Origin of the sequence: Agromyces sp. Marseille-P2726, from assembly GCF_902809835.1 — a bacterium.
Classification (GTDB): domain Bacteria; phylum Actinomycetota; class Actinomycetes; order Actinomycetales; family Microbacteriaceae; genus Agromyces.
The window spans coordinates 64,902-87,554 of sequence record NZ_CADDWM010000009.1 but is presented as its reverse complement, the minus strand read 5'-3'; the positions used below and the strand labels follow the sequence as shown (position 1 = coordinate 87,554).

At 67.2% G+C, this 22,653-nt stretch carries 19 protein-coding genes; 8 read left to right on the top strand and 11 right to left on the bottom strand.

Annotated elements, in window-relative coordinates:
- Window positions 1-121: 121 nt before the first annotated feature.
- The 4 genes from HUS56_RS02915 to dnaA form a co-directional block, all read right to left on the bottom strand.
- On the bottom strand, window positions 122-598 hold the full coding sequence (locus HUS56_RS02915; protein ID WP_254431254.1) for a DUF721 domain-containing protein: 477 nt from the start codon (window positions 596-598) through the stop codon (window positions 122-124).
- Entirely contained in the window at window positions 591-1,778 is a 1,188-nt protein-coding gene (gene recF / locus HUS56_RS02910) for a DNA replication/repair protein RecF (protein WP_173921891.1), read from the bottom strand. Before recF ends, HUS56_RS02915 begins: the two co-directional genes overlap by 8 nt.
- A gap of 83 nt (window positions 1,779-1,861) precedes the next feature.
- A complete protein-coding gene (gene dnaN / locus HUS56_RS02905) occupies window positions 1,862-3,010 on the bottom strand; it encodes a DNA polymerase III subunit beta (RefSeq protein WP_173921890.1) in 1,149 nt (382 codons plus the stop codon).
- A 454-nt stretch (window positions 3,011-3,464) separates the two neighbouring features.
- Window positions 3,465-4,886, bottom strand: coding sequence for a chromosomal replication initiator protein DnaA (gene dnaA, locus HUS56_RS02900; RefSeq protein ID WP_173921889.1), 1,422 nt, complete (start codon window positions 4,884-4,886; stop codon window positions 3,465-3,467).
- A gap of 422 nt (window positions 4,887-5,308) precedes the next feature.
- Between dnaA and rpmH the strand changes: the two genes are divergently transcribed.
- Genes rpmH through rsmG form a run of 6 tightly spaced genes read left to right on the top strand, consistent with a single transcriptional unit; the run spans window position 5,309 to window position 8,345 of the window.
- On the top strand, window positions 5,309-5,446 hold the full coding sequence (gene rpmH / locus HUS56_RS02895; protein WP_153683454.1) for a 50S ribosomal protein L34: 138 nt from the start codon (window positions 5,309-5,311) through the stop codon (window positions 5,444-5,446).
- Between the two features lie 7 nt (window positions 5,447-5,453).
- Window positions 5,454-5,807, top strand: coding sequence for a ribonuclease P protein component (gene rnpA / locus HUS56_RS02890; RefSeq protein ID WP_173921888.1), 354 nt, complete (start codon window positions 5,454-5,456; stop codon window positions 5,805-5,807).
- Window positions 5,800-6,198, top strand: coding sequence for a membrane protein insertion efficiency factor YidD (gene yidD, locus HUS56_RS02885; RefSeq protein ID WP_173921887.1), 399 nt, complete (start codon window positions 5,800-5,802; stop codon window positions 6,196-6,198). The genes rnpA and yidD overlap by 8 nt, the downstream gene beginning before the upstream one ends.
- Window positions 6,199-6,206: 8 nt before the next feature.
- Entirely contained in the window at window positions 6,207-7,169 is a 963-nt protein-coding gene (yidC, locus tag HUS56_RS02880) for a membrane protein insertase YidC (RefSeq protein WP_173921886.1), read from the top strand.
- 3 nt (window positions 7,170-7,172) lie between these two features.
- Window positions 7,173-7,670 (top strand): R3H domain-containing nucleic acid-binding protein, encoded by a 498-nt coding sequence (locus tag HUS56_RS02875; RefSeq protein ID WP_173921885.1) that lies wholly within the window; start codon window positions 7,173-7,175, stop codon window positions 7,668-7,670.
- Window positions 7,671-7,703: 33 nt separating this feature from the next.
- Window positions 7,704-8,345 (top strand): 16S rRNA (guanine(527)-N(7))-methyltransferase RsmG, encoded by a 642-nt coding sequence (gene rsmG / locus HUS56_RS02870; RefSeq protein WP_173921884.1) that lies wholly within the window; start codon window positions 7,704-7,706, stop codon window positions 8,343-8,345.
- Between the two features lie 383 nt (window positions 8,346-8,728).
- Here rsmG and HUS56_RS02865 read toward each other — a convergent pair whose 3' ends face one another.
- On the bottom strand, window positions 8,729-9,952 hold the full coding sequence (locus HUS56_RS02865; protein WP_173921883.1) for an IS256 family transposase: 1,224 nt from the start codon (window positions 9,950-9,952) through the stop codon (window positions 8,729-8,731).
- Window positions 9,953-12,676: 2,724 nt separating this feature from the next.
- Between HUS56_RS02865 and HUS56_RS02860 the strand changes: the two genes are divergently transcribed.
- Together HUS56_RS02860 and HUS56_RS02855 are read left to right on the top strand one after the other, a co-directional pair.
- Window positions 12,677-13,699 (top strand): ParA family protein, encoded by a 1,023-nt coding sequence (locus HUS56_RS02860; RefSeq protein ID WP_173921923.1) that lies wholly within the window; start codon window positions 12,677-12,679, stop codon window positions 13,697-13,699.
- Window positions 13,700-13,718: 19 nt separating this feature from the next.
- Complete coding sequence (locus HUS56_RS02855; RefSeq protein ID WP_173921852.1) at window positions 13,719-14,702, top strand: ParB/RepB/Spo0J family partition protein; 984 nt, start codon at window positions 13,719-13,721, stop codon at window positions 14,700-14,702.
- 78 nt (window positions 14,703-14,780) lie between these two features.
- Here the strand turns inward: HUS56_RS02855 and HUS56_RS02850 are convergent, their stop codons facing one another.
- From HUS56_RS02850 to HUS56_RS02825, 6 genes are all read right to left on the bottom strand, one after another.
- The gene (locus HUS56_RS02850) at window positions 14,781-15,740 is read right to left on the bottom strand and encodes an ATP-grasp domain-containing protein (protein WP_173921853.1); all 960 of its coding nucleotides are present in this window, start codon (window positions 15,738-15,740) and stop codon (window positions 14,781-14,783) included.
- Between the two features lie 16 nt (window positions 15,741-15,756).
- Window positions 15,757-17,079, bottom strand: coding sequence for a PLP-dependent aminotransferase family protein (locus HUS56_RS02845; RefSeq protein WP_173921854.1), 1,323 nt, complete (start codon window positions 17,077-17,079; stop codon window positions 15,757-15,759).
- Window positions 17,080-17,181: 102 nt separating this feature from the next.
- Window positions 17,182-17,505 carry a thioredoxin gene (gene trxA, locus HUS56_RS02840; RefSeq protein ID WP_173921855.1) on the bottom strand — a complete coding sequence of 108 codons (324 nt, stop codon included), beginning with the start codon at window positions 17,503-17,505 and terminating at the stop codon, window positions 17,182-17,184.
- A gap of 51 nt (window positions 17,506-17,556) precedes the next feature.
- Window positions 17,557-18,564 carry a thioredoxin-disulfide reductase gene (gene trxB, locus HUS56_RS02835; RefSeq protein ID WP_173921856.1) on the bottom strand — a complete coding sequence of 336 codons (1,008 nt, stop codon included), beginning with the start codon at window positions 18,562-18,564 and terminating at the stop codon, window positions 17,557-17,559.
- Window positions 18,565-18,670: 106 nt separating this feature from the next.
- Window positions 18,671-20,290 carry a murein biosynthesis integral membrane protein MurJ gene (murJ, locus tag HUS56_RS02830; RefSeq protein ID WP_254431251.1) on the bottom strand — a complete coding sequence of 540 codons (1,620 nt, stop codon included), beginning with the start codon at window positions 20,288-20,290 and terminating at the stop codon, window positions 18,671-18,673.
- Window positions 20,283-22,634: a DUF6049 family protein gene (locus HUS56_RS02825; protein WP_173921858.1), complete on the bottom strand. Its 2,352-nt coding sequence runs from the start codon at window positions 22,632-22,634 to the stop codon at window positions 20,283-20,285. Before HUS56_RS02825 ends, murJ begins: the two co-directional genes overlap by 8 nt.
- Window positions 22,635-22,653 lie beyond the last annotated feature (19 nt).

Below are 22,653 nucleotides of genomic sequence, written 5' to 3'. Positions count from 1 at the left end.
GTGAATCGGGCTCCTGACCGTCATTCTGGCGACCCTTAACCCTATCAAACCGAGCCTTCGCCGAAGGCCGGAAGCGCCGATCTGAGGGGATGCCGCTGGTGGAGTGACCGAATTTGCCGTGTCAGCCGTAAGTATCGCGCGGGCCACGCCCTGGAACCGATCTGGGGCCCTTTTTCCAGGTGGGGGCATCCGGCCCCTGGAAGCGGATGGTCTCGACGCCGGCACGAGGGAACCGGTCGAGGATGCGGGTGACCAACTCGGTGCGCATCAGCCGGAGCTGCGTCGCCCACGCGGTCGACTCGCACCGCACCTGCAGCACGCCGTTCTCGATCGCGATCGCCTCGGAGTGCTTCGCGATCTCGTCGCCCGCGATCTGCGCCCATGCCACGAGCAGGTCGTGCTGCGACAACGGCGCTGTCCAGCCGAGCTGCGCGGTGAGTCCATCGATCGCTTCGCCGAGCGGCTCGGGGTCGCGGCCGGGGGTGAACGGTTCGCTGCCGGATGACTCCCGCTGACGCGGACGAGCCCGGCCGGGTCGTGGACGTGCATCACCGAAGATCTCGCGGAAGTGCTGGTAGACGCGGGCGGCCTCAGACACCGGTCGGCTCGCTCTCTTCCACGCGGCCCGCCTCGATGTGGACGACACGGGCGGTGAGCGGGTCGGGCACGTCTTGGAGGACCGCCGCGGTGACGAGGACCTGCTCGAATTCCCCGATGGCCATCGCGAGGCGGTCGCGTCGAGTTCGGTCGAGTTCGGCGAACACGTCGTCGAGCACGAGCACCGGATCGCCCGTCGTGCTGTCGCGTCGAAGGAGCTCGGCGGACGCGAGGCGCAGGGCCAGGGCGAAGGACCACGATTCGCCGTGGCTCGCGTACCCCTTCGCCGGCAGCGAGTTGAGCAGCAGCACCACGTCATCGCGATGTGGCCCGGCAAGCGTGATGCCGCGCTCGAGTTCCTTCGGCCGGAGGACCCGAAGGGCATGGCCGAACCGGGACTCGATGTCAGCTTCGTTCGATGGTCGAGCGCCCGGCGAAGCCGGACGCGTTTCGAGACCTTCGGCCGAACTCTCGGGATCCGCGCCATCGATCGAGAGCAGCGGATGAAGCTCGGGCGCATGGTCGGCGTCGACGATGGCTCGATACGCGTCAGCCAGCGGTGTCGCCAGTTCGCGGATCAGCGCGACCCGCTGCTCGATGAGTTCGGAGCCGAGGCTCACCAGCCGTTCGTCCCAGATATCGAGGGTGGAGAGCTGGCTGGCGGCGAGCCCCCTCGAACGCGCACTCTTCAGGAGGGAGTTGCGCTGCTTCAGCACCCGCTCGTAGTCCGTCATGACGCCGGCGAGACGAGGGGTGCGCTGCACCAGCAGCTCGTCGAGCATCCGCCGTCGCACCGAGGGCTCGCCACGGACGATCGCGAGGTCCTCGGGAGCGAAGAGCACCGTGTGCGCGTAACGCGGGAGTTCGCGCGCCTTGACCGGTGCACGATTCAACTGCGCGCGGTTCGCGCCCTGGCGATTCAGCTGCACCTCGATGAGCACCTCGCGGTCGCCGTGCGTGAGAAGTGCCCGGATGATGGCCGAGTCAGCTCCGGCCCTGATGAGGGCCTGATCGCCCGACACCCGGTGCGATCCCAGTGTCGAGAGATAGCCGATCGCCTCGACGAGGTTCGTCTTGCCCTGCCCGTTCCGCCCGACGAACACCGTCGCACCCGCCTCGAGCGAGATCTCGGCGCGCCGGTAGTTGCGGTAGTCCGTGAGCGAGAGCCGGGCGACGTGCACGCTGGGCTCCCTTCGACGACGCGGCATCCGGAATCACCACGCTACCCGCGCCCGACGACACCTGCCTCGGTGGTCGACGCGGCTCAGCGCAGCAGCAGGTTCGGCTGCAGGAGGTAGCGGTACGTGTCGGCGCCGGCCTGGTCGCGCGAGGTCTGGCTCGTGATGAGCACGGGGCCGGGCTTGTTCGGATTCTCGGTCTTCGTGAACGAGATGCGAACGAACTCGGAGTGCACGGCGCCGAGGCCGTCGAGCAGGAACTGCGGCTTCAGCGATACCACCGTGTCGTCGCCGGTGAGGATCGCGTCGATCGACTCCGATGCCTGCGCCTGCTCGCTGCCGATCGCCTCGAGGGTGAGGCCGTCGGCGGTGAAGCTGTAGCGCAGGGCGGCCTCGCGCTCGAGCACCAACGCGACGCGGCGGGTCGCCTCGATGAGCTCGGCGGTGTTCATCACCGCGTAGTTCTCGACGGCATCGGGGAAGAGTCGACGCACCGGCGGGAAGTTGCCCTTGATGAGCAGCGAGGTGACGGTCTTCTTCTCGGCACTGAAGGCGATCAGTTCGCGGTCGTCGCGACTCGTGATCGCAACCGAGATGTTGCCCGAGTGCCCGAACGTCTTTCCGACCTCCTGCAGCGTGCGGGCAGGAACCAGCGCCGCGACGGCGTCATCGGAGGAGACCGAGCCGCCATCCCACTCGATCTCTCGCACGGCCACCCGGTAGCGGTCGGTCGCGACGAGGCTCAGGTGATTCTCGCGCACCTCGAGTTGCACACCGGTGATGACCGGGGTCACATCGTCTCGGGATGCCGCGACGGCCACTTGCGCGACGGCCGTCGCGAATTCGTCGGCCGGAACCAGTCCGGATTGCTCGCCGACCTCGGGGATCGACGGATATTCCTCGACGGGCATCGATAGCAGCGTGAAGGTCGCGGAGCCGCAGGTCACCGAGATGCGGGACTCCTCTGTCGCGACTCGAACGGGAGCGTTCGGCAGCCGACCGGCGATCTCCGCGAGCAGCCGGCCCGACACGAGTACGGTGCCGGGCTCTTCGACATCGGCCTGGATCTCGGTCTGGGACGACACCTCGTAGTCGAAGGAGGAGAGCACGAGGCCATCGGCATTCGCCTCGATGAGGATGCCCGACAGGATCGGCAGGGTCGTGCGCTGGGGCAGGAGCTTGACGGCGAAGGAGACGGCCTCACTGAAGACGTCGCGATTGACCTGGAACTTCACGGTTCTCCCGTCGTGGCTGTGTTGGCCCTGAAGGGGCTGGGTGGCTCCCCCATGCTATCCGCAGAGTTCTTCCCGGCGCCGGAGGAATCGGTGCGGCTCTGGGCCGTCTCCGAATGTTGTCGGGATCCCTCGATTAATCCAGTTCTCTCTTAACAGTGTTAACCGCTGTGGAATCTGTGGATGGTGTTCGGCGATCGGCGCAACGACGCTCGAGTGATGCGATCCGTGGCTGTGGACAACATGTGAGTCGTGACGAAGGCGTCGGCCTGCGGCATCCGTCGGTCGCGGAGTTCTCCACAGGCGCCAAGCCCGTCTCAACAGGAATCACCGGGTTGCTCGTTAATGTTCCACAGGTTTTCCACAACTGTGGGAATGGCTCTCACGCAGCGTCGCCGCAGCGTCGACCGCGGGGCTTGGAGGGGGCGAACGTGGGGGGAGACGGATGCGGAATCCGTCACCGATAGCGATGTGACTGCTTGATGCGCGCGGTCAGCTCGGTGACCTGGTTGTAGATCGACCGGCGTTCCTTCATGAGCTCGGAGATCTTCTTGTTGGCGTACATGACCGTGGTGTGGTCGCGGTTGCCGAACAGCTGGCCGATCTTGGGCAGCGAGAGGTTGGTGAGTTCGCGGCACAGGTACATCGCGATCTGCCGCGCGGTCGCGACGGCCTGTGAACGGCTCGAACCGTACAGATCGTCGACGGTGAGCTTGAAGTACTCGGCCGTCGCAGTGATGATGTCGACCGGCGCGACGATGTTGTCGGAGTCATCCGAGATGAGGTCCTTGAGCACCGTCTGCACGAGCGGCATGTCCACCGGCGTGCGGTTGAGGCTGGCGAAGGCAGTGACCCGGATGAGCGTGCCCTCGAGTTCACGGATGTTGCTCGAGACCTTCGATGCCATGTACTCGAGGATGTCGTCGGGCACCTGGAGTCGCTCGGACTGTGCCTTCTTCCGAAGGATTGCGATGCGAGTCTCGAGGTCGGGCGCCTGGACGTCGGTGATGAGGCCCCACTCGAACCGGCTGCGCATGCGATCTTCGAAGCCGGTGAGGTGCTTGGGCGGCACGTCGCTCGTGATCACGACCTGTTTGTTGTGGTCGTGCAAGGTGTTGAAGGTGTGGAAGAACGCCTCCTGCGTCTCGGCCTTGCCCTGCAGGAACTGGATGTCGTCGATCAGCAGGATGTCGATGTTGCGGTAGCGCTGCTGGAACAGCGAGCCGCGGTTGTTGGCGATCGAGTTGATGAAGTCGTTCGTGAACTCCTCGGACGACACGTAGCGTACACGGATGCCGGGATAGAGGCTCTGTGCGTAGTGACCGATCGCATGCAAGAGGTGGGTCTTGCCGAGGCCCGAATCGCCGTAGATGAAGAGCGGGTTGTAGGCCTTCGCCGGAGCCTCCGCCACGGCGACCGCCGCGGCGTGCGCGAATCGGTTGGACTGACCGATGACGAAGCTGTCGAACGAGTACTTCGGGTTGAGCCGGGCATCGCGCGGCCGGTCGGGGCTGGTGTTCTCGAAGACCGACTGCGGTGTGGCCGGGAGCTCGACCGGGTTCTGGTAGTCGTCGAGCCCGGATGCCGCCGGCTCGGGTGTGCGGAGCTCCTCGAGCTCGGGGTTCACGACGACGTAGAACGACGTGACGGAGGCCGGCGAGTCGATTGCACTCATCGCCGAGAGGAGGGAGACGCGCATGCGCTGGTTGAGCATGCTCGCCGTGAAGTCGTTGGGCACCTCGAGGTAGAACGTTCCGGCCGCGATGCCCTTGGGCTCGACGAGATTGAGGAAGCCCTGCAACATCGGCGTGATCGCCTCGTCGTCGGACAGCCGATCGAGCACCGTCGCCCATGTCTCGGAGATGGGCCGCTCGGTCATCGTTCCCCGCAATCCTTCCGGTGCCGTCGTCTGCCGCGAGTCGATCCCCCGATCGACGGAGCAAGCGGCGCGAGGCGAGGTGTTCACAGTGTTATCCACGGCTGTGAGCAGATCTCGGAGAAGCCCGAGATTTCGCGCACGAGGCTGGGGATAACTGGTCTCACACGCTAGCGAACTCGCCCCCGCTCGACAAATGCCGGCTGGGGGATTCGACAACTCGCGCGTGTCGATCCACAGGTGTTCCCGAGGAACGCGGGATACTGTGTCGTTTGCACTGCGCTGGGCTCGAACCACACCTGGTTTGACCCCGGCACGCCGAGGCCGTAGCTTTAATCAGTTGACCTCGCCCGTTCGGGCACCCAGTTTTCCTGCCGGGGCATCCACGCGCTGCTCGGCACGGAGATCCAAGCCGGAGAAGAATCATGAGCAAGCGTACGTTCCAGCCCAACAATCGTCGGCGCGCGAAGAAGCACGGCTTCCGTCTTCGCATGCGCACCCGCGCCGGCCGCGCCATCCTGTCGGCGCGTCGCCGCAAGGGCCGCACCGAACTCTCCGCCTAGTTCGTCGGTGCTCGCCAAAGCGAATCGCATCACGAGCGCCGATGACTACCGTGTCGTCGTGCGCAAGGGTGTGAAGGTTGCCCGTGCCCATACCGTGAGCTATGTACGCTCACGGGAGTCGGGCGCCGCACCACGCTTCGGCTTCATCGTTTCGAAGAAGGTCGGCACGGCCGTGCAGCGCAACCTCGTCCGCCGGCGCTTGAAGGCCATCTGCCTCGAGGCGATCGTCGACGGCGGGGTGCACGGTGTCGACGTCGTCGTGCGCGCGCTCCCTGGTTCGGCGGATGCGGAGTGGCCGGTGCTGCGCGCCGAGGTGCTCGCGGCACTCGACCGACAGATGCGGGGAGCCGTCAATGCGTGACGTGCTCCTCTTCATCGTGCTCATCCCGCGCAATATCGGCGTCGCCATCATCCGTGCCTACCGCGCCGTCATCTCGCCGCTCTACGGGGATGTGTGCCGGTACTATCCGTCATGCTCCGCATACGGACTCGGTTCTGTGCAGCAGCGCGGGCTCCTCGTGGGTTCGGCACTCACGGCCTGGCGAATCCTCCGGTGCAATCCGTGGTCGGCCGGCGGGATCGATGAGGTTCGTACCGCCCGGCACGCCCGCTACCGGGTCACTCCGTTCGGCTGGGTGCTTCCCGCCCGGCCGGCCCCGCGGCATCCATCAGCCGCCCGCGTTGCCGGGGAACCGGTCGCTACCGAGCCTGCTCTCCTGGTCCCCTCCCCCACCGTGTCCCGGAAGGACTGACCCGCTCCATGCCTGATTTCATCGGCTTGATCCTCTGGCCCATCAAGTGGGTCATCGAGTTGATCCTCGTCGCGTTCCACTCCATGTGGACGTTCTTCGGGCTCGACCCTGACTCCGGCGTCACCTGGGTGCTGTCGATCGTGGGCCTCGTCATCGTCGTCCGTGCAGCGCTGATCCCAATCTTCGTTCGGCAGATCAAGAGCCAGCGCCGCATGCTCGAGGTCGCGCCCCAGCTCAAGAAGATCCAGGACAAGTACAAGGGCAAGAAGGACCAGTTCTCGCGCGAGGCCATGTCCCGCGAGACCATGGAGCTCTACAAGCGGACCGGTACCAACCCCCTCTCGTCGTGCTTGCCGCTGCTGCTCCAGATGCCGATCTTCTTCGGCCTGTTCTCGGTGCTCAACGACGCGTCCGTGCGCGATCAGGCCGGCGTCGGCCTCCTGAACCAGGACCTGGCCGATTCGTTCGCGAACGCCGTATTCCTCGGCGCCCCGCTCAGCTCGACGTTCATCCAGGCCTGGAACAACGGCGGTCCGTGGCAGGTGATGGTCGTTGCGGTCGTCATGATCGTGCTGATGACGGCGTCGCAGTTCATCACTCAGCTGCAGATCGTCTCGAAGAACATGTCGCCCGAGACCAAGGCGAGCCCGATGTTCCGCCAGCAGCGGATCCTGCTCTACCTGCTCCCCCTCGTGTTCGCCTTCTCCGGTGTGGCGTTCCCGCTCGGCGTGATGTTCTACTGGCTGGTTTCGAACTTCTGGACCATGGGTCAGCAGTTCATCGTGATCCGCAATATGCCGACACCCGGCAGTGAGGCGGCGAAGGCTCGTGAGGCCCGGCTCGCCAAGAGGGGCAAGCTCACCGTCGAGGAGAAGCCCGCCGGCGACACCATCGTCGTCGAGGAGAAGAAGTCCACCCAGCGACAGCAGCCGATGAGCAAGGCGCGCGCGAAGAAGCAGAGCGGGAAGTAGCCGATGACCGACGTGCACCACGACACCGACGACCGCTCCCTGGCTCAGCTCGAGCAGGAGGGCGACATCGCCGCCGACTACATCGAGGAGCTCCTCGACATCTGCGATCTCGACGGCGACATCGACATCGACGCTCGGAACGGCCGCGCGTATGTCTCGGTGAACGCCGGCGAGGGTGCGAACCTCGGCATACTGTCGAAGCCCGAGACGGTCAGCGCGCTCCAGGAGCTGACTCGTTTGGCGGTGCAGACGAAGACCGGTGTGTTCTCGCGCCTCATCCTCGACATCGGCGGCTCGCGCGACCAGCGTCGCAACGAGCTCGCCCGCCTGGTGGATCGAGCCACCGAGCGCATCGAAGCCGGAGCCGCCGAGGCCGCACTGCCGCCGATGTCGTCGTACGAGCGGAAGCTCGTCCATGACCTCGTGAGCGAACGGGGGTTCCATTCGGAGTCCCGCGGCGAGGGCGCCGAGCGGCACACCGTGATTTCGCGTGGCGCCTGACGCGGGCGTTCCCGTAGCGTTTCACGTGAAACCATGAGCGACACTCTGGAACCGGAACCGAGCGTCGCGACGCAAGTATTCGGTTCGCAGCTTCCTCGTGCCCGCGAGTTCGCGAATGCGCTGGCACGGCACGGCGAGGAGTTGGGCCTGATCGGCCCCGTCGAGCTTCCCCGTCTGTGGACTCGCCACATCCTCAACAGCGCCCTCGTTGCACCGCTCCTCCGCCCGGGCCGAGTCGGCGATGTGGGATCGGGCGCAGGGCTCCCGGGCATCGTGCTCGCCATCGCACGACCCGACGTGCAGTTCACCCTCATCGAGCCCATGGAGCGGCGTGTGGCATGGCTCGAACGGCAGGTGCGCGAGCTCGAGCTCGCGAACGTGGATGTCATGCGAGCACGCGCAGAGGATGCCGCCCTCCGCGGTGAACTCGACCAAGTCACGGCACGAGCGGTCAGCGCGCTTCGAACCCTCCTTCCCATCACCGCTCCCCTCGTTCGGTCGGGTGGAGAGCTTGTGTTGATGAAGGGCGCCGGCGTCGACAACGAGATCGCAGCCGCAGAGAAGGTGATCCGGAAATTCCGCCTCCATAGGCCTGAAGTTCTGGTGCTCGGCGAAGGCGTCGTTCCTGACGCGGAAGTCACCCGCGTCTTCCGGGCCACCGTGGGCGAGCGGTAGGTAGGTCAGCGGGGTCTCGCGGGAGACGCCGCGGGCGGAGGGCAAGACGGCTGGTTCCGGCGGGAATCGATGCCACCGGGCATCCGAGTGAGGCAGGCGTGAGCGGCGTCCGCGGACGATACGCACGACAGGCGGCCGCGCGTAGCACCTGAACACCTCGTTGCGCACTGGAGTTCTGATGTGGCCAGGCGCGACCGTTCGTCCTTGAAGCGGGGGTGACCCGCAGGATGCGTGCCGCAGTGCGTGAGCGTAGGTAGGACGCGGGGCTGCGCCGACACTTGCGTGCCCCGAATGCATCCGTTGGCGCACACTCGCGACCGTTCGTCGGTGGCGTCCCGCTGTGTGGTGGAGTTTCTCGACACCGTGCGGGTCAGCTTGGTTGATTATGCCGCAGCGAGTTCTGGGATGGCCACCTCCTCGGGTTCGATGTTCAGGAGCTTCATGGAGTGCTCGCTGAAGTAGCGGCGGTCGGCGCCGTCCCACTCGTCGTGCTGCTCGATCAGGACGTGCCCGGCCAGGCGGAGCAGCGCGGCGGGGTTCGGGAACGTCCCGACGACGTCCGTGCGGCGTTTGATCTCCTTGTTTACGCGCTCGAGGGGGTTCGTGGACCAGATCTGCCGCCAATGCGCGACCGGGAAGCTCGTGAACGCGAGCAGGTCATCGCGGTCGTCCTCGAGCATGCCGGCGACCTTCGGGTGCGACCTCGTGAGCATCCGGACGACCTCGTCGAACTGGGCGTGCACGTGGCCGGCATCGGGTTGGGCGAAGATCGTGCGGATGATCGACGCGACCATCGGGCCCGCGGTCTTTGGCACGTTCGCGAGCACGTTGCGCATGAAATGCACCCGGCACCGCTGCCACACCGCACCCTGCAGCACGGTCTGGGTCGCGGCGATCAACCCGGTGTGCGCGTCCGAGATGACCAGCTGCACCCCGCCCAGCCCGCGCGCCTTGAGCGACCGCAGGAACGTGGTCCAGAACGGTTGCGACTCGGTGTCGCCGACCTCGAACCCGAGCACCTCACGGCGCCCGTCCTGTGCGACGCCGACCGCGACGACGACGGCCTGGGACACGACTCGCCGGCCGACCCGGGCCTTGCAGTAGGTCGCGTCCAGGAACACGTAGGGGTAGGTGCTGTCGGCGAGGGGCCGGTCCCGGAACGCGGCGACGTCCTCGTCAAGGTTCGCGCAGATCCGCGAGACCTCCGACTTCGAGATCCCGGTGTCGGCGCCGAGGGCCTTCACCAGGTCATCGACCTTCCGAGTCGACACGCCGTGCACGTACGCCTCCATCACGACCGCGAACAACGCCTGATCCACCCGGCGGCGCCGCTCCAGCAACGACGGGAAGAACGACCCGGTCCGCAGCTTCGGGATCCGCAACTCCAACTCTCCCGCCGTGGTCGTCAGCGTGCGAGGCCGAGTGCCGTTGCGCTGCGCGGTGCGTGACTCGGTGCGTTCGAACGGGGCGGCACCGATGAACGCGGCCGCTTCCGCGTCGATCAACTCCTGGTAGAGGGCTTCGGTCGCGACCCTAATCCGGTCGCTGACATCGGTGAGTTTCAGTTCCCCGAGCAGCTCGAGGAGGGCAGACTGGTCAAGAGCCATCGTGCGTATGTGTCCTTCCGTGAGATTCCTAGACAGTTCTCACCGACCATCGCACGATGGCTCACCACGTCAAAGACGTGACACTCAACACCGAGAACTACACCACCACAAGGGACGCCACCCCGTTCGTCCTCGAAGTGGGGGTGACCCCGCGATGCGTGCGACGGTGCTCGAGCGTAGTCAGGACGCCGCGCTGCGCCGCCACTTGCGGGCCCCGATGCGTGCGATTCGGTCCGTTGGGGCGCACTCGCCACCGTTCGTCCTTGGGTGACACGCCCTGCGGGTCACGGTGCGCGAGCGGTAGGTAAGACGCCGGACCGCGCCGCCAATTGCGGGGTGCGATGCGTGCGTTGGCTCGCACTCGTGACCGTTCGTCGTTGAAGTGGGGCTGACCCCGCGATGCGTGCGATTCGTTCGGTCGGGCGCGCTCGCCGACGATTGACACGGAGCGCCGCAGCATGTTTCACGTGAAACCCGCCCTCCCGACGGAGTCGTAGCGCCCGGCCGGTGTGCCTGTAGCTGGAACCAGGTCATCGGCTCCCGGAGGCGCAGCGAGCGGAAGGGTAAGACGGCGGGTTGCGGCGCGAGTCGTTGGCCACCCATCCCCTAAGCGAGTTGCTGTTGAGCGCCGTTGCCGACGATCGACAACGGCGTCGCCCAGGGTGTTTCACGTGAAACGCTCGCGCGGCGGGGCGCGGCTCTGTGCTCGGCGAGGACGCGGTGAAGCGGGGGCTGAGAGGGCCCACGGCCCAAGGACGGTGAGTGCAGGTCAAACGTTGGGTAGCGGAGCGAGTCGTGGGCCACGCATGGGTTCGCGGTAACTGGGTTGAGAAGGCAATACCCAGCCTGGCGCCGCCCTGTCGGTGCGCGGTGGAGACGGACGGCCGACTTTGCTGAGGAGGTGATACCCCAGCGTTGTCCCGCACGACGTCGAAGCGGCGGGCGGCATGGAGCCGCTCGCCTGGCGCGGTGAGTGTATGTGGTTGGACCACCACCGCCGCTTGACGATGCGAGGTTGAGCTGGACGCCCCTACGCGGTCGCGCAGCACGTGAGCAGCCCGAACGTGCGCCGTCATGGCGGCCAGTACCTTCACGGCGGCAATGGCCACCTTGGCTCGGGGGGTCGTGGAGGATCGCAGCGTCGGCAAGACCGCCGGTGGTGTCTTTCGGCCCTGCACTACTGGCGCAGCGCTGTCGTGGGAACTGAGTACCGCTGCGCGTGGAGTGTGGCCGTGGCCCGTTTCACGTGAAACGGCAGCGGCATGGTGCGAAACGGACACGCGGTTGGAATGCGCAACCGCAGGCATACCAGCGTTCAGCATCAAGCGCAGGGTGGCTCGTGCTTCTCGTCGGTCCCGGCGGGCTGGACCTGGACCGTTATCCCGGGCCGGATCGGGGGGTGCTCGCACCTTGGCGACCTCGCACACGTGTGCGATCGGATTTGACGTCTGCATCGGGTGGTTCGGTGAGCGCTCCCCGTCGTGGCGACGCATAGACCTCCTCAACACGGCGGGGCCGTGTCCCTCATTCGACGGAACGCGCCTCAGCGTGATCGAGCAGACGGCGGTCGCCGTTAGGCTTGATCTGCGCCTCGGGCAGGCGGGCGTCTCGTCGCCCGAACGTGGTTGCGAGATTGGAGTAATCGGCATGGCACAGGGCGGAGGACGCGGATGGTTCCATCGCAGGCGTACCCCGCACCAACCTGAACCGGCCCCGAGGGCCGCAACGCCGCCGGCATCTCCGTCCGCAGCCCCAGATGTCGACATTCCCGCTGATGGGTCGGCCCAACCTTCCTCCCCGCAGGTCCCCCCGCCGCCGCTCGCCGAGGGCCGAGTCGACCCAGCGCTTTCGGCCACGACAGGGGCGGCGTCGCACCCGACGGCCATCGCGGCCAGCCAGCTCGATCCGCCGGCAGGAGTCCCCTCGCCGACCGGGATCGGGGCATCCCAGAACCGAGACACCTCATCGGAATCGCTCGGGCCGGCGATCGATGACCGGCCCGTCCGCGGCCCGATACAACCGCAGGAACCCGCTCCTGCCGCTGACCCGAGTCGGCCGTACGCTGACGCGGCCGGCCGTCAGCCATCGACGCGCATCGATTGGGACGCCGAGACGGCGGCCGCGCTGACCGGAGAGGTCGAGCCGCTCCGATCGATGCCCACGACACCTCCGCCTCCCGACGCGTTGCTGGAGGACCTCATCCGCGAGATCGTCGGTGGTTCCGCTGAGCACGCCCCCGGCGACATCCAAGCGAGCGACCAGCGCGCTGCAACGCCGCGAGCACCCGTTGCCGAGGCGGAGGAGACAGGTGCCGACCCGGTGGGGGCGCCTCCCCCAGCCATCACGTCGGCCACCACGCCGCCCGAAACCAACGGGTCCGGTCGCTCCCCATCGCTGGCTTCCGAAACCCCGGACGTGTCCATTGAAGTTGGTGGACTGGAGAACACACCCGGTCGACCCCAACTGGAGACGTCCACGTTCGCCGGTGCCCGCCTGACCGATGGGGTGCACGCGACTCCGTCACCGTCCAGAGACACCGGCTCGCCATCTCGGGATGTTCCGGCAGCATCGGAGATGACCCCCTACCCCGCGGCGCCGGGCCTCTCGGTTGATGTTTCACGTGAAACGCAGCCTGGTCGACTGACCGATTCGGAGGGAGTGCCGTCCTTCGTCGTTTCACGTGAAACTGCGACGACGGATGTGACCGCGACGTCAGCCTCCGTCATGGACGGGACCGCCACTGCTCCGCAACCGCCTTCCGATCTCCTATCACCTGAAACGACCGCCCTAGCAGCACACCCCAATCATCTTGCCGGTACACCGGAAACCCCGGCGCAAGCATCTTCAGACGCCGTTTCACGTGAAACGACCACCGACCACGGAGGAACTCCCCTGGCTGACGAACTCGCTGATGAGACGCGACGACGGATCGCCCTCGAAGAGACGCGCCTCCCACTTCCGCCCGAGACGCGTGTGCTCACGATCTCGAACCAGAAGGGCGGTGTGGGCAAGACCACCACGGCAGTGAACCTCGCGGCCGCGCTTGCCCGCGCCGGCGCGCGGGTGCTCGTGATCGATCTCGATCCGCAGGGCAACGCGTCGACCGCGCTCGGTGTCGAGCACCGGTCCGATCAACAGAGCGTTTACGAGGTGCTTGTCTCCGATCTCCCGCTCGCCGAGGTGATCCGGCCGTCTACTGAGCACGAAGCGCTCGACTGCGTCCCAGCGACGATCCACCTCGCAGGCGCGGAGATCGAGTTGGTGTCGCTGGTCGCTCGCGAGCAACGGCTCCGCCGCGCACTCAATGCGCACCTCGCCTCCATGGATGAGCCGTATCACTACGTGCTCATCGACTGCCCTCCGTCGCTCGGACTCCTCACGATCAACGCGTTCGTAGCTGCTCGGGAGGTGCTCATTCCCATACAGTGCGAGTACTACGCGCTCGAGGGCCTCTCCCAACTCCTCAGCAACATCGAGCTCATCGAGAAGCACCTCAATGCCGATCTCAGGCTGTCGACGATCCTTCTCACGATGTACGACTCGCGCACCAACTTGGCGCAACAGGTGGCCCAAGAGGTGCGCAACCACTTCCCCACCCAGACCCTCGACACGATCATCCCGAGGTCGGTTCGCGTGTCCGAAGCCCCCAGTTACGGACAGAGCGTGATCACGTATGACTACGCGTCGAGCGGGTCTCTTTCATATCGAGAAGCCGCCGCCGAGATCGCTCGGCGCGGTGCTGCATAAGCCCGAGGAGTCGGAATAGATGGCAACAAAACGAACCGGACTCGGCCGAGGGATCGGCGCGCTGATTCCGAGCGGTGACGACGGGACCCGATCCGCTCGTCCGGTCGACGTGTTCTTCCCCGACGCGGAGTCGACTCCGGCGACGGCGATCGCCGCCGTGGAGCATGCGGCAGCAGCGGAGGGCCTGCTTACGGTTCCCGGCGCGCACCTCGCGCATCTCGACCCCGACACCATCGTTCCGAATGCTCAGCAGCCCCGGACCGTTTTCGACCCCGACGATCTCGCGGAACTGATCCACAGCATCAAGGAGTTCGGCGTTCTGCAGCCGATCGTCGTGCGACCACACCCTGATTTGCTGGGGAAGTTCGAGCTGGTCATGGGTGAGCGGCGGCTCCGGGCCACGAAGGCGGCGGGGCTCGCCACCATTCCGGCCGTGATCAAGGACACGGCGAACGACGCGATGCTTCGCGACGCGCTCCTCGAGAACCTGCACCGGTCACAACTGAATCCTCTCGAGGAGGCATCCGCGTACCAGCAACTCCTCGCAGATTTCGGTATCACGCAGGAGGAACTCGCCAGCCGAATCGGGCGATCGCGGCCCCAGATCTCCAATACGCTCCGGCTGCTGAAGCTTCCCGAGCCCGTGCAGCTCCGCGTCGCCGCGGGAGTCCTGAGCGCGGGACACGCTCGCGCGATCCTCGCCGTCGGTGATGATCCCGAGCGCATGCAGCAGTTCGCTGACAGGATCGTCAACGAGGAACTGTCGGTCCGGGCGGCGGAGGCCCTGGCCACGGCGGATCCGAAGCCCGCGCGGGCGAAGCCTGCGGCCGGGAAGCGTCAGGATTTCCTCGACGACTTGGCGGCAAGGCTTGGCGATCGTTTGAACACTCGGGTCCGCATCTCCCTCGGGGCGCGCAAAGGCCAGATCAGCATCGATTTCGCCACGGTCCAGGACCTTCGTCGGATCCTCACGGACCTCGGCGAAGAGCTCGAAGGCGTGTGAGGTCAGAGCCTCTCCCCTCGTGAGAAGGAAAACGCGTTGGGGCATCGTCGTGATGACGACTCGAGCAGAGCGAACCGGCTAGGCACCACGTGCAACGGCGGCGCGCACGAGGGAGTCGTACACGGCGGCGGTATCCGTGCCCGATGCTTCGATCGCGAGCGGCACCGACGACGTCTCCGTCAGTCCGGGGATCACGTTCGCCTCGAGGAACCAGGGCGTCCCCGCATCGTCGACCATGAAGTCGACCCGGGAGAGGTCTCGGAGTCCGAGGGTGCGATGCGCGAGGGTCGCGGCATCCGACACTGCATCGATCGTGGCATCGTCGAGGCGGGACGGCGCATAGAACGTCGTCTCGCCGGCCGTGTAGCGCGCCTCGAAGCTGTAGATGCCCCTGTTGGGCTCGATCTCGACGGGCGTCAGTGCGCGAGGCCCGTCACCCGCGTCCACCACCGCGACGGCGAGCTCGGTTCCCTTGATGCGACGCTCGACGACGGCGACCTCGGCATAGGTGAAGGCTTCGACCATTGCTCGAGGCAGGTCGTTCGGGTCTTGCACGATGGTGACGCCTTGGGCCGACCCTCCGGAACCCGGCTTCACCACGACATCACCCTCGAGCGCTTCACGGACGACTCCCAGCACGCTCGCCGCGCCGAGTTCGCGGAACGACTCGTGCGACAGCACGACCGACTCGGGCACGGCAACCCCGGCGCCCGCAACCAGCGAGCTCGCGACCGGTTTCGACCACGCCCGCCGCGCCGAGCTGCCGCTCGAACCGACAGTCGGCATGCCGACCGCCTCCAGGAGGTCGAGGAGCGAACCGTCCTCGCCGGAGGAGCCGTGCAGCGCGGGGAAGACGACGTCGGGGCGCTCGCTCGCGAGGAAGGGAAAGAGACCGGCGTCGGGGTCGCGAAGCACGACGCGGTGGCCGGCTTGGGTCAGCGAGTCGGCGACACGGCGGCCCGAACGAAGCGACACGTCACGCTCGTGTGAGATCCCGCCCGCCAGGACGACGACGAACAGGCCGCTCGAATCGCTCATGATCAGGGGTTCTCCTCTACTTGAGGTCGGTTGGCGGGGCGGAGTCGAATCCGGGGGTGGGCGGAAGCTGGAGGGTGCCGGTACCTGCGAAGGTATCCAGGAGGTCGAGTTCGCCGTTCACGACGGTGGCGAGACGCCGGATGCCCACCCGGATGGCATCGGGCGTCGGATAGCAGAACGACAGGCGCATGGCATGTCGCCCGCGACCATCGGCGAAGAACGCGGTACCGGGGGTGTAGGCGACGAGTTCGCGCACGGCCCGAGGAAGCATCTGCTTCGAATCGAGCATGTCGGGCATGGTCACCCAGACGTAGAAGCCGCCGTTCGGGTTGGTCCAGCTCAGTTGGGGAAGGTGCTCGCCCAACGCCTCGATCATCGCGTCCTTGCGTTCGCGATAGACGCCGCGGAAGGTGTCGATCTGGCCACGCCAGTCGGCGTTGGAGAGGTACTCCGCGACGACGAGCTGGCTGAATGAACTGGGTGAGAGGATCGCGGATTCGGCTGCCAGGATGAGCTTCTCGCGGATGGCGTGCGGGGCCAGGGCCCAGCCGACCCGGAATCCGGGGGCGAGGGTCTTCGAGAAGGATCCAAGGTAGATCACGTGCTCCTCGTCGAGCGATCGCAGCGCGGGCGGCGCGGGCTCATCGAAGTGGAGCAGGCCGTACGGGTTGTCTTCGAGGACCAGGATCTCGTTCTGCCGGCAGATTTCGAGGATCTCGGGGCGCCGGGATGCGGCCAACGTCACGCCGGCCGGGTTGTGGAAGTTCGGGATCGTATAGAGGAACTTGATCCGCCGCCCTTGGCCACGGAGGTGGGCGATCGTTTCCCGAAGGGCATCGGGAATGAGGCCGTCCTCGTCCATCGCGACGTGCACGACGCTCGCCTGGTACGAGCGGAACACTCCGAGGGCACCGACGTAGCTCGGCGATTCCGCGAGGATGACGTCGCCCGGGTCGATGAACAGCTTGGCGACGAGGTCGAGAGCCTGCTGCGATCCAGTCGCGGTGACCACATCGTCGACCGAGCCGCGGATGCCCTCGAGCGACATGACGTCGAGAATGTGCTCGCGGAGCGCGGGGATCCCCTGTCCGGAGCCGTACTGCAGCGCGGTCGGGCCCTGCGTGCGCATGACCCGTTCCATCGAGGAGACGATGAGCTCCTCGGGAAGCGCCGACACGAACGGCATGCCGCCCGCGAGGGAGACGACCTCGGGTCTGGAGGCGACCGCGAAGAGCGCGCGGACTTCGGAGGCAGCGAGCCCCGCGGCTCGCTCGGCGTAGTTCGAGTACCAGGGGTCGAGATTGTTGCCGGTCCGCCGGGGGACGCCGTCAGAGGTCACGTCGCTTCCGTTTCTGCTCGAAGTTCAATGCTAGTTGTGCGTCGGTACGCGAAAGACCCGCCCGGTGGCACCGGACGGGTCTCGAGTTGGTGAGGCGGCCGGCTACGAGATGTAGGCGGCGAGGTCGGCCTCGAGCGCGGGCTTGGGCTTCGCGCCGATGACGGTCTTGACGACCTCGCCCTTCTCGAACACCTTGAACGCGGGAATCGCGGTGATCTGGTACTTCATCGCGAGCTGCGGGTTCTCATCGACGTTCAGCTTGACGATGTCGAGCTTGTCTGAGTGCTCGGTCGCGATCTGGTCGAGGATCGGGCTCACCATGCGGCACGGACCGCACCACTCTGCCCAGAAGTCGACGAGAACAGCCTTGTCGTTCTTGAGGACCTCCTGCTCGAAGGTGGCCTCGGTCACTGCACGTGCAGTCATAGCGTTTTCTCCTTTGGTGAAGCGGATGCCGCGGACGACGGCCCGGCGTCGTCAGCGCGTCTGGGCGAAGTTCTCGACAGCGGTGACCTCTTCGATCGCCTCCGCCTTGATCTCGGCGATCTCGGGTGAGGGCGAGTCTTCGAGGGCGGCCAGGTAGTGCTCGGCGTCGAGTGCGGCGACGGTGCCCGAGCCGGCGGCGGTCACGGCCTGCCGGTAGAAGGGGTCGATCACGTCACCCGCGGCGAACACGCCGGGAACCGAGGTGCGCGACGAGCGACCCTCGACGTGAATGGTTCCCTCGCGGGTGAGCTGGAGCTTGCCGTGCACGAGGTGGGTGCGTGGGTCGTTGCCCACCGCGACGAACAGACCGTCGAGGTCGAGCGCTCGCAACTCTCCGGTGACGGTATCGCGGAGCGTCACCCCGGTCACCTGGTCGGTGCCGTGGATCTGCGTGACCTCGGCGTTCCAGATGAACTCGATCTTCGGGTTGTCGAAGGCTCGCTTCTGCATGATCTTCGATGCCCTGAGCGAGTCACGGCGGTGGATCACGTACACCTTGTCGGCGAACTTCGTGAGGAAGGTCGCCTCCTCCATGGCGGAGTCGCCGCCGCCCACGACCGCGATGGTCTTCTGCTTGAAGAAGAAGCCGTCGCAGGTGGCGCACCACGAGAGGCCATGGCCCGAGAGGATCTCCTCCTCGGGGAGACCGAGCTTGCGGTAGGCGGAACCGGTCGCGTAGATGAGCGCCTTGGCCTCGTGCACGTCGCCGCTCCCGAGCTTGACGCGCTTCACCGGGCCCTCGACGTCGAGTTCGACGACGTCGTCATAGACCACCTCGGTGCCGAATCGCTCGGCCTGGGCCTGCAGCTTGGCCATCAGGTCGGGACCCATGATGCCCTCGGGGAATCCGGGGAAGTTCTCGACCTCGGTGGTGTTCATCAGCTCGCCGCCGATCTCGACGGAGCTCGCGATGAGGAGCGGCTTCAACTCGGCGCGGGCGGCGTAGATGGCGGCGGTGAACCCGGCAGGGCCCGAACCGATGATGATGATGTCGCGCAAACCCGCTCCCGTCGTTGCTGGTGGATCTGAAGCATCCGTCGCAACGCATGCCTCGACGTGTTGAACACAGTCTAGGTGTCGGGTATTCCGAGGCCGGGTGGGCCTTTCACCGCTTGGAAAGTCGTGCGAGGAGTGGGGCGGCGAATCCCCGCAGCTCAGGGGAGCGCAGCAACCAGAGCACTCCGAAGTAGATCGTCGCCATCACGATTCCGATGATCGCCATCGAGATGATCGCACCGCTGCGGTCGGTGACCGCGAAGCCGCCGGCCGTGGTGCCGCCGAGTGCGATGAGCAGTGCGACGCCCACCGCGGCCGGGATCAGCACCGCGCCGAGGTCGCGCAGCAGGCTCAGGGCGATGCGTCGCCCCTCGAGCAGGCCGAGCTTGCGGCGCAGCAGCACGAGGGCCAGCACGAGTTGGGCGGTGCCCGCGAGCGTCGTCGCGAGGGCGACGCCGACCGCGATCCACTGCACCGGAAGGGCGATGCACGCGAGCGCTGCCGCCGAGAAGACGATGACCTGGAAGAGCGTGAAGAAGAACGGAGTGCGGGTGTCACCGAGGGCGTAGAACGTGCGCTGCACGACGAAGAGCATGCTGAACCCGACGAGGCCGATGGCGAACGCGATGATCACGTTGCCGAGGGCGGATGCGCGTTCGAGTCCGGGTTGGAACACCGCGGCGAACGGATACGCCACCACCATGAGCACCGCCGCGGCGAGCACGAGGATCACGGTCACGCCCCGCACGGCGCTCGAGAAGTCGTCGCGGACCCGGTCGAGGGCGCCGAGGTGCGCGTGCTCGCTCATGCGCGTGAAGTAGGCGGTCGCGATCGAGACCGTGATCACCGAGTGCGGCAGCATGAACACGAGCCACGCGTTGTCGATCGCGGCCAGCGAGGCGCCCGCGCCCGACGCCAGGAGCACGACCTGGGTCTGCACGATGCCGGCGAACGTGGTGAGCAGCAGCATCCCGAAGGTCCAACCCGCCATGCGTCCGGCGGCGCCGAGTCCGACGCCGCGCCAGCCGAAGTCGGGACGGTAGCGGAGCCCGATGCGCCGCCAGAACCAGAACAGCACCACGGCCTGCGTGACGATGCCGAGCGTTGCAGAACCCGCGAGCACGGCGATCATGAGCGGATCCCAGTCGTCGACGGTTCGCGTGCCGTCGGGATCGAAGCCGAAGAGCACGCCGAAGATCACGAGGCCGATGAGCGCGACGATGTTGTTCAGCACGGGCACCCAGGTGAACGGGCCGAAGCTGCGTCGAGCGTTCAGCACCTCGCCGAGCAGTGTGTAGAGCCCGTAGAAGAAGATCTGGGGCAGGCACCACCACGCGAACGCGATGGCGAGCGGGAGGATCTCGGGGTTGGACCCGGCGTAGATCCACGCGAGCACCGGGGCGAGCGCCGTCGCCAATACCGTGGCCGCGCCGATGACGACGAGCGCCAGCGTGAGCAGCTTGTTGATGTAGGCGCTGCCGCCGTCGGGATTCGTGCTGGCCCGCACGATCTGCGGCACGAGCACGGCCGAGAGCACGCCGCCTGCGACGATGACGTACACCGTGTTCGGCAGGCCGTTGGCGACCGCGAACGCATCGGCCGACGTGGAGCCGACGACGCCGATCGCGGCGGCGAGAACGATCGCCTTCAGGAATCCGAGGAGTCGCGACACGATGGTGCCCGAGGCCAGGAAGAAGCTGGCGCGACCGATGCGATCGGGGTCAGTCACGGTGCGCATCCGTCGGTTCGTCGGAATCCGAGCGAGCGGATGACGCGGGGCCGGCGTTCGTCGAACGGGGGTCGGCTGCGGCATCCGTGGCATTCGCCTTGGCGGTGCGCTCCCGGCGGCGGCGGCGGATGCTGCGCCATACGCCGATGCCGAACACGAGAATCACGATCGCCGCGAGGATCGCAGCGCCGAGCCCCTCCCAGTCGGCCTGCACGTTCGCGGGGATGGTCACCGTGCTGCCGATCGGCACGCCCGAGGGGGACGACAGCGACACCGCCAGCGAGACCTCGCCGTTGCCGACACCCGCGGCGACCGGCACCCGCACGGTGCTGCGCGACTGGGGCTCGACCGTGACCTCGACCTGGTCTTCGACGATGAGGCGTCCGTTGGACGGGTTGACGTCGACGACGACCGTGACGGGATACGACAGCGCGTTCTCGATGGTGGTCGGCACGCCCGTCTCGGTCGACACGACGTTGATCGTGCTGCTGGGGACCACGGAGACCGCATCGAGGATCGCGGACTGCGTCGTCAGCCACTCGGTGACCGCGGCGTTCCACGCCTGGGGATCGTCGATCCACTCGACACTGAGGAGGGCGAGCAGGTCGCGTCGCGTCGGCCCCGTGAGCAGGGCGGCATCGGCGAGCACGCTCGCGAACGCCGTCACGTCGGCCTCGGCCTGCACCATGCTCGCCGCGGTCGCGAGCCGCTCTTGGGTCTCGGGCTCATCGACGAGCGCGCGGGCCTCGGGTGGGGCGCCGATCGCGTCGGAGAGTCCGGCGAGCGACGACCAGGGCGAGGTGGCCACCTCGTCGATGAGGGCGGACACACGGATGGGCTGCGGCGCCGCACCACGGTCGAACATCGCCAGCACCGTCGTGCGCGCATCGCTCGCGTCGAGCGCGAGCTCGGACAGCATCAGGCCCGCCGCAGCCCTCCACTCGGTGTCGGTCGCAGCGTTCGACGCGGCCCGGATCGCGTCGGTGAGCGCGCCATCGGCGACGAGCACGGTGGAACCGTCGACGTTCGCCGACGACTGGGCGGGGCCCTCGACGGGCGCGGCATTTGCTGAGGAGAGGAATGTCGTCGTCAGGCCTGCGGCGTCGAAGAAGCCGAGATTCCCGGCTGCCACGGAGTCGTCGGCGGGCCAGGCGATGTCGGCGCGGGTATACGGCCAGTCGAGCAGTTCCTCGGTCGTGGGAAGGCCGCCCGGCGTCGGCTGGGGCTCGGGCGAGGCCGTCGGGGTGGGACCGGCGCCGTCGCCGGCGTCCTGCTCGGTTCCCGCTTCGTCGGCCGGGGTCGAGAAGTTGGCCGGGTCGAGCGCATCGGCGAACGTCGTCGCACTGAGCGGCGCAGACAGTCCGAGCTGCGCCTGCAGCGCGAGATCCGCGTCGGCGTAGGCGAGCGGGAAGACCTCGTTCGGTACGCTCGCCAGCCGGTCGAGCCACGCCGTCGCGGTCGCCGGCGCCGCCGTGCCGAGCACCCGGATCGACGCGATGATGCGCGGGTCGATGCCGATGGCGACGCGTCGCCCGGCCAGTGCCTCGAGCTGCCGGGTCAAGAGCCCGGTCGGGCCCGTCCAGTTCTCGAGCTGCGAGGCGTCGATGAGGCCGTCGGTGACGGTCGACGGCACGGTGAGCGGGGCCGCGAGTGCGACGGCCACCGATCCGGATGCCGGTACATCCCCGTTGGGGAATGCGTCGACGCCGGCGGCCACCACGGTGTCGCCGACCACCAGTTCGGCTCCGAGCCCGATGACGTGAGAGTCGGCGAGTTCGGCGAACGACTCCCCCGGGACCGTGAACGGCACGACCGTCGTGCCGCCTGAGGCGAGCCCCCGGGACGGCGCTTCGGCGAGCGGGACCACCGATTGGCCCAGCCCGGGCTGGCCTTCGGCGGCGCCCGACGACAGCCAGTCGTCGAGTTCGGCCTCGTCGTCGATCGATGAGCCGGTGCGGACGAGCCGAACCACGCCCGCAGCAAGGGATTCGCCGGTGGCGTTCTCGATCTCGACCGAGAGGGCCACGGACGCACTCGGCGTGATGGCGGTGGTGATCGTCGGCGAGACGCGAACGAGCACGCCGCTCTCGTCGTCGGCGGGTTGGATCGTCCGCGCTCCCCTGGCTGCCGCGGGTCGAGCGCTCGAGGCGTCGGCCCCCGGCACGGCGAGTACCGACAGCATGCCCGCGGCGGCCTCGAATCCCGCGCTGGCGGCGAGCGGTGCGGTCATCACGCCCACCACGATGGCGGCGCCCGCACCCAGCAGCAGCGCCCCTCGGCGGCGGCGCCGGTGCCGGAGGGTGGAGTCGGCGCGCGCGTACGCCTCGTTCCGCTCCGCCACCATGCACGCGATTCTACGGCGT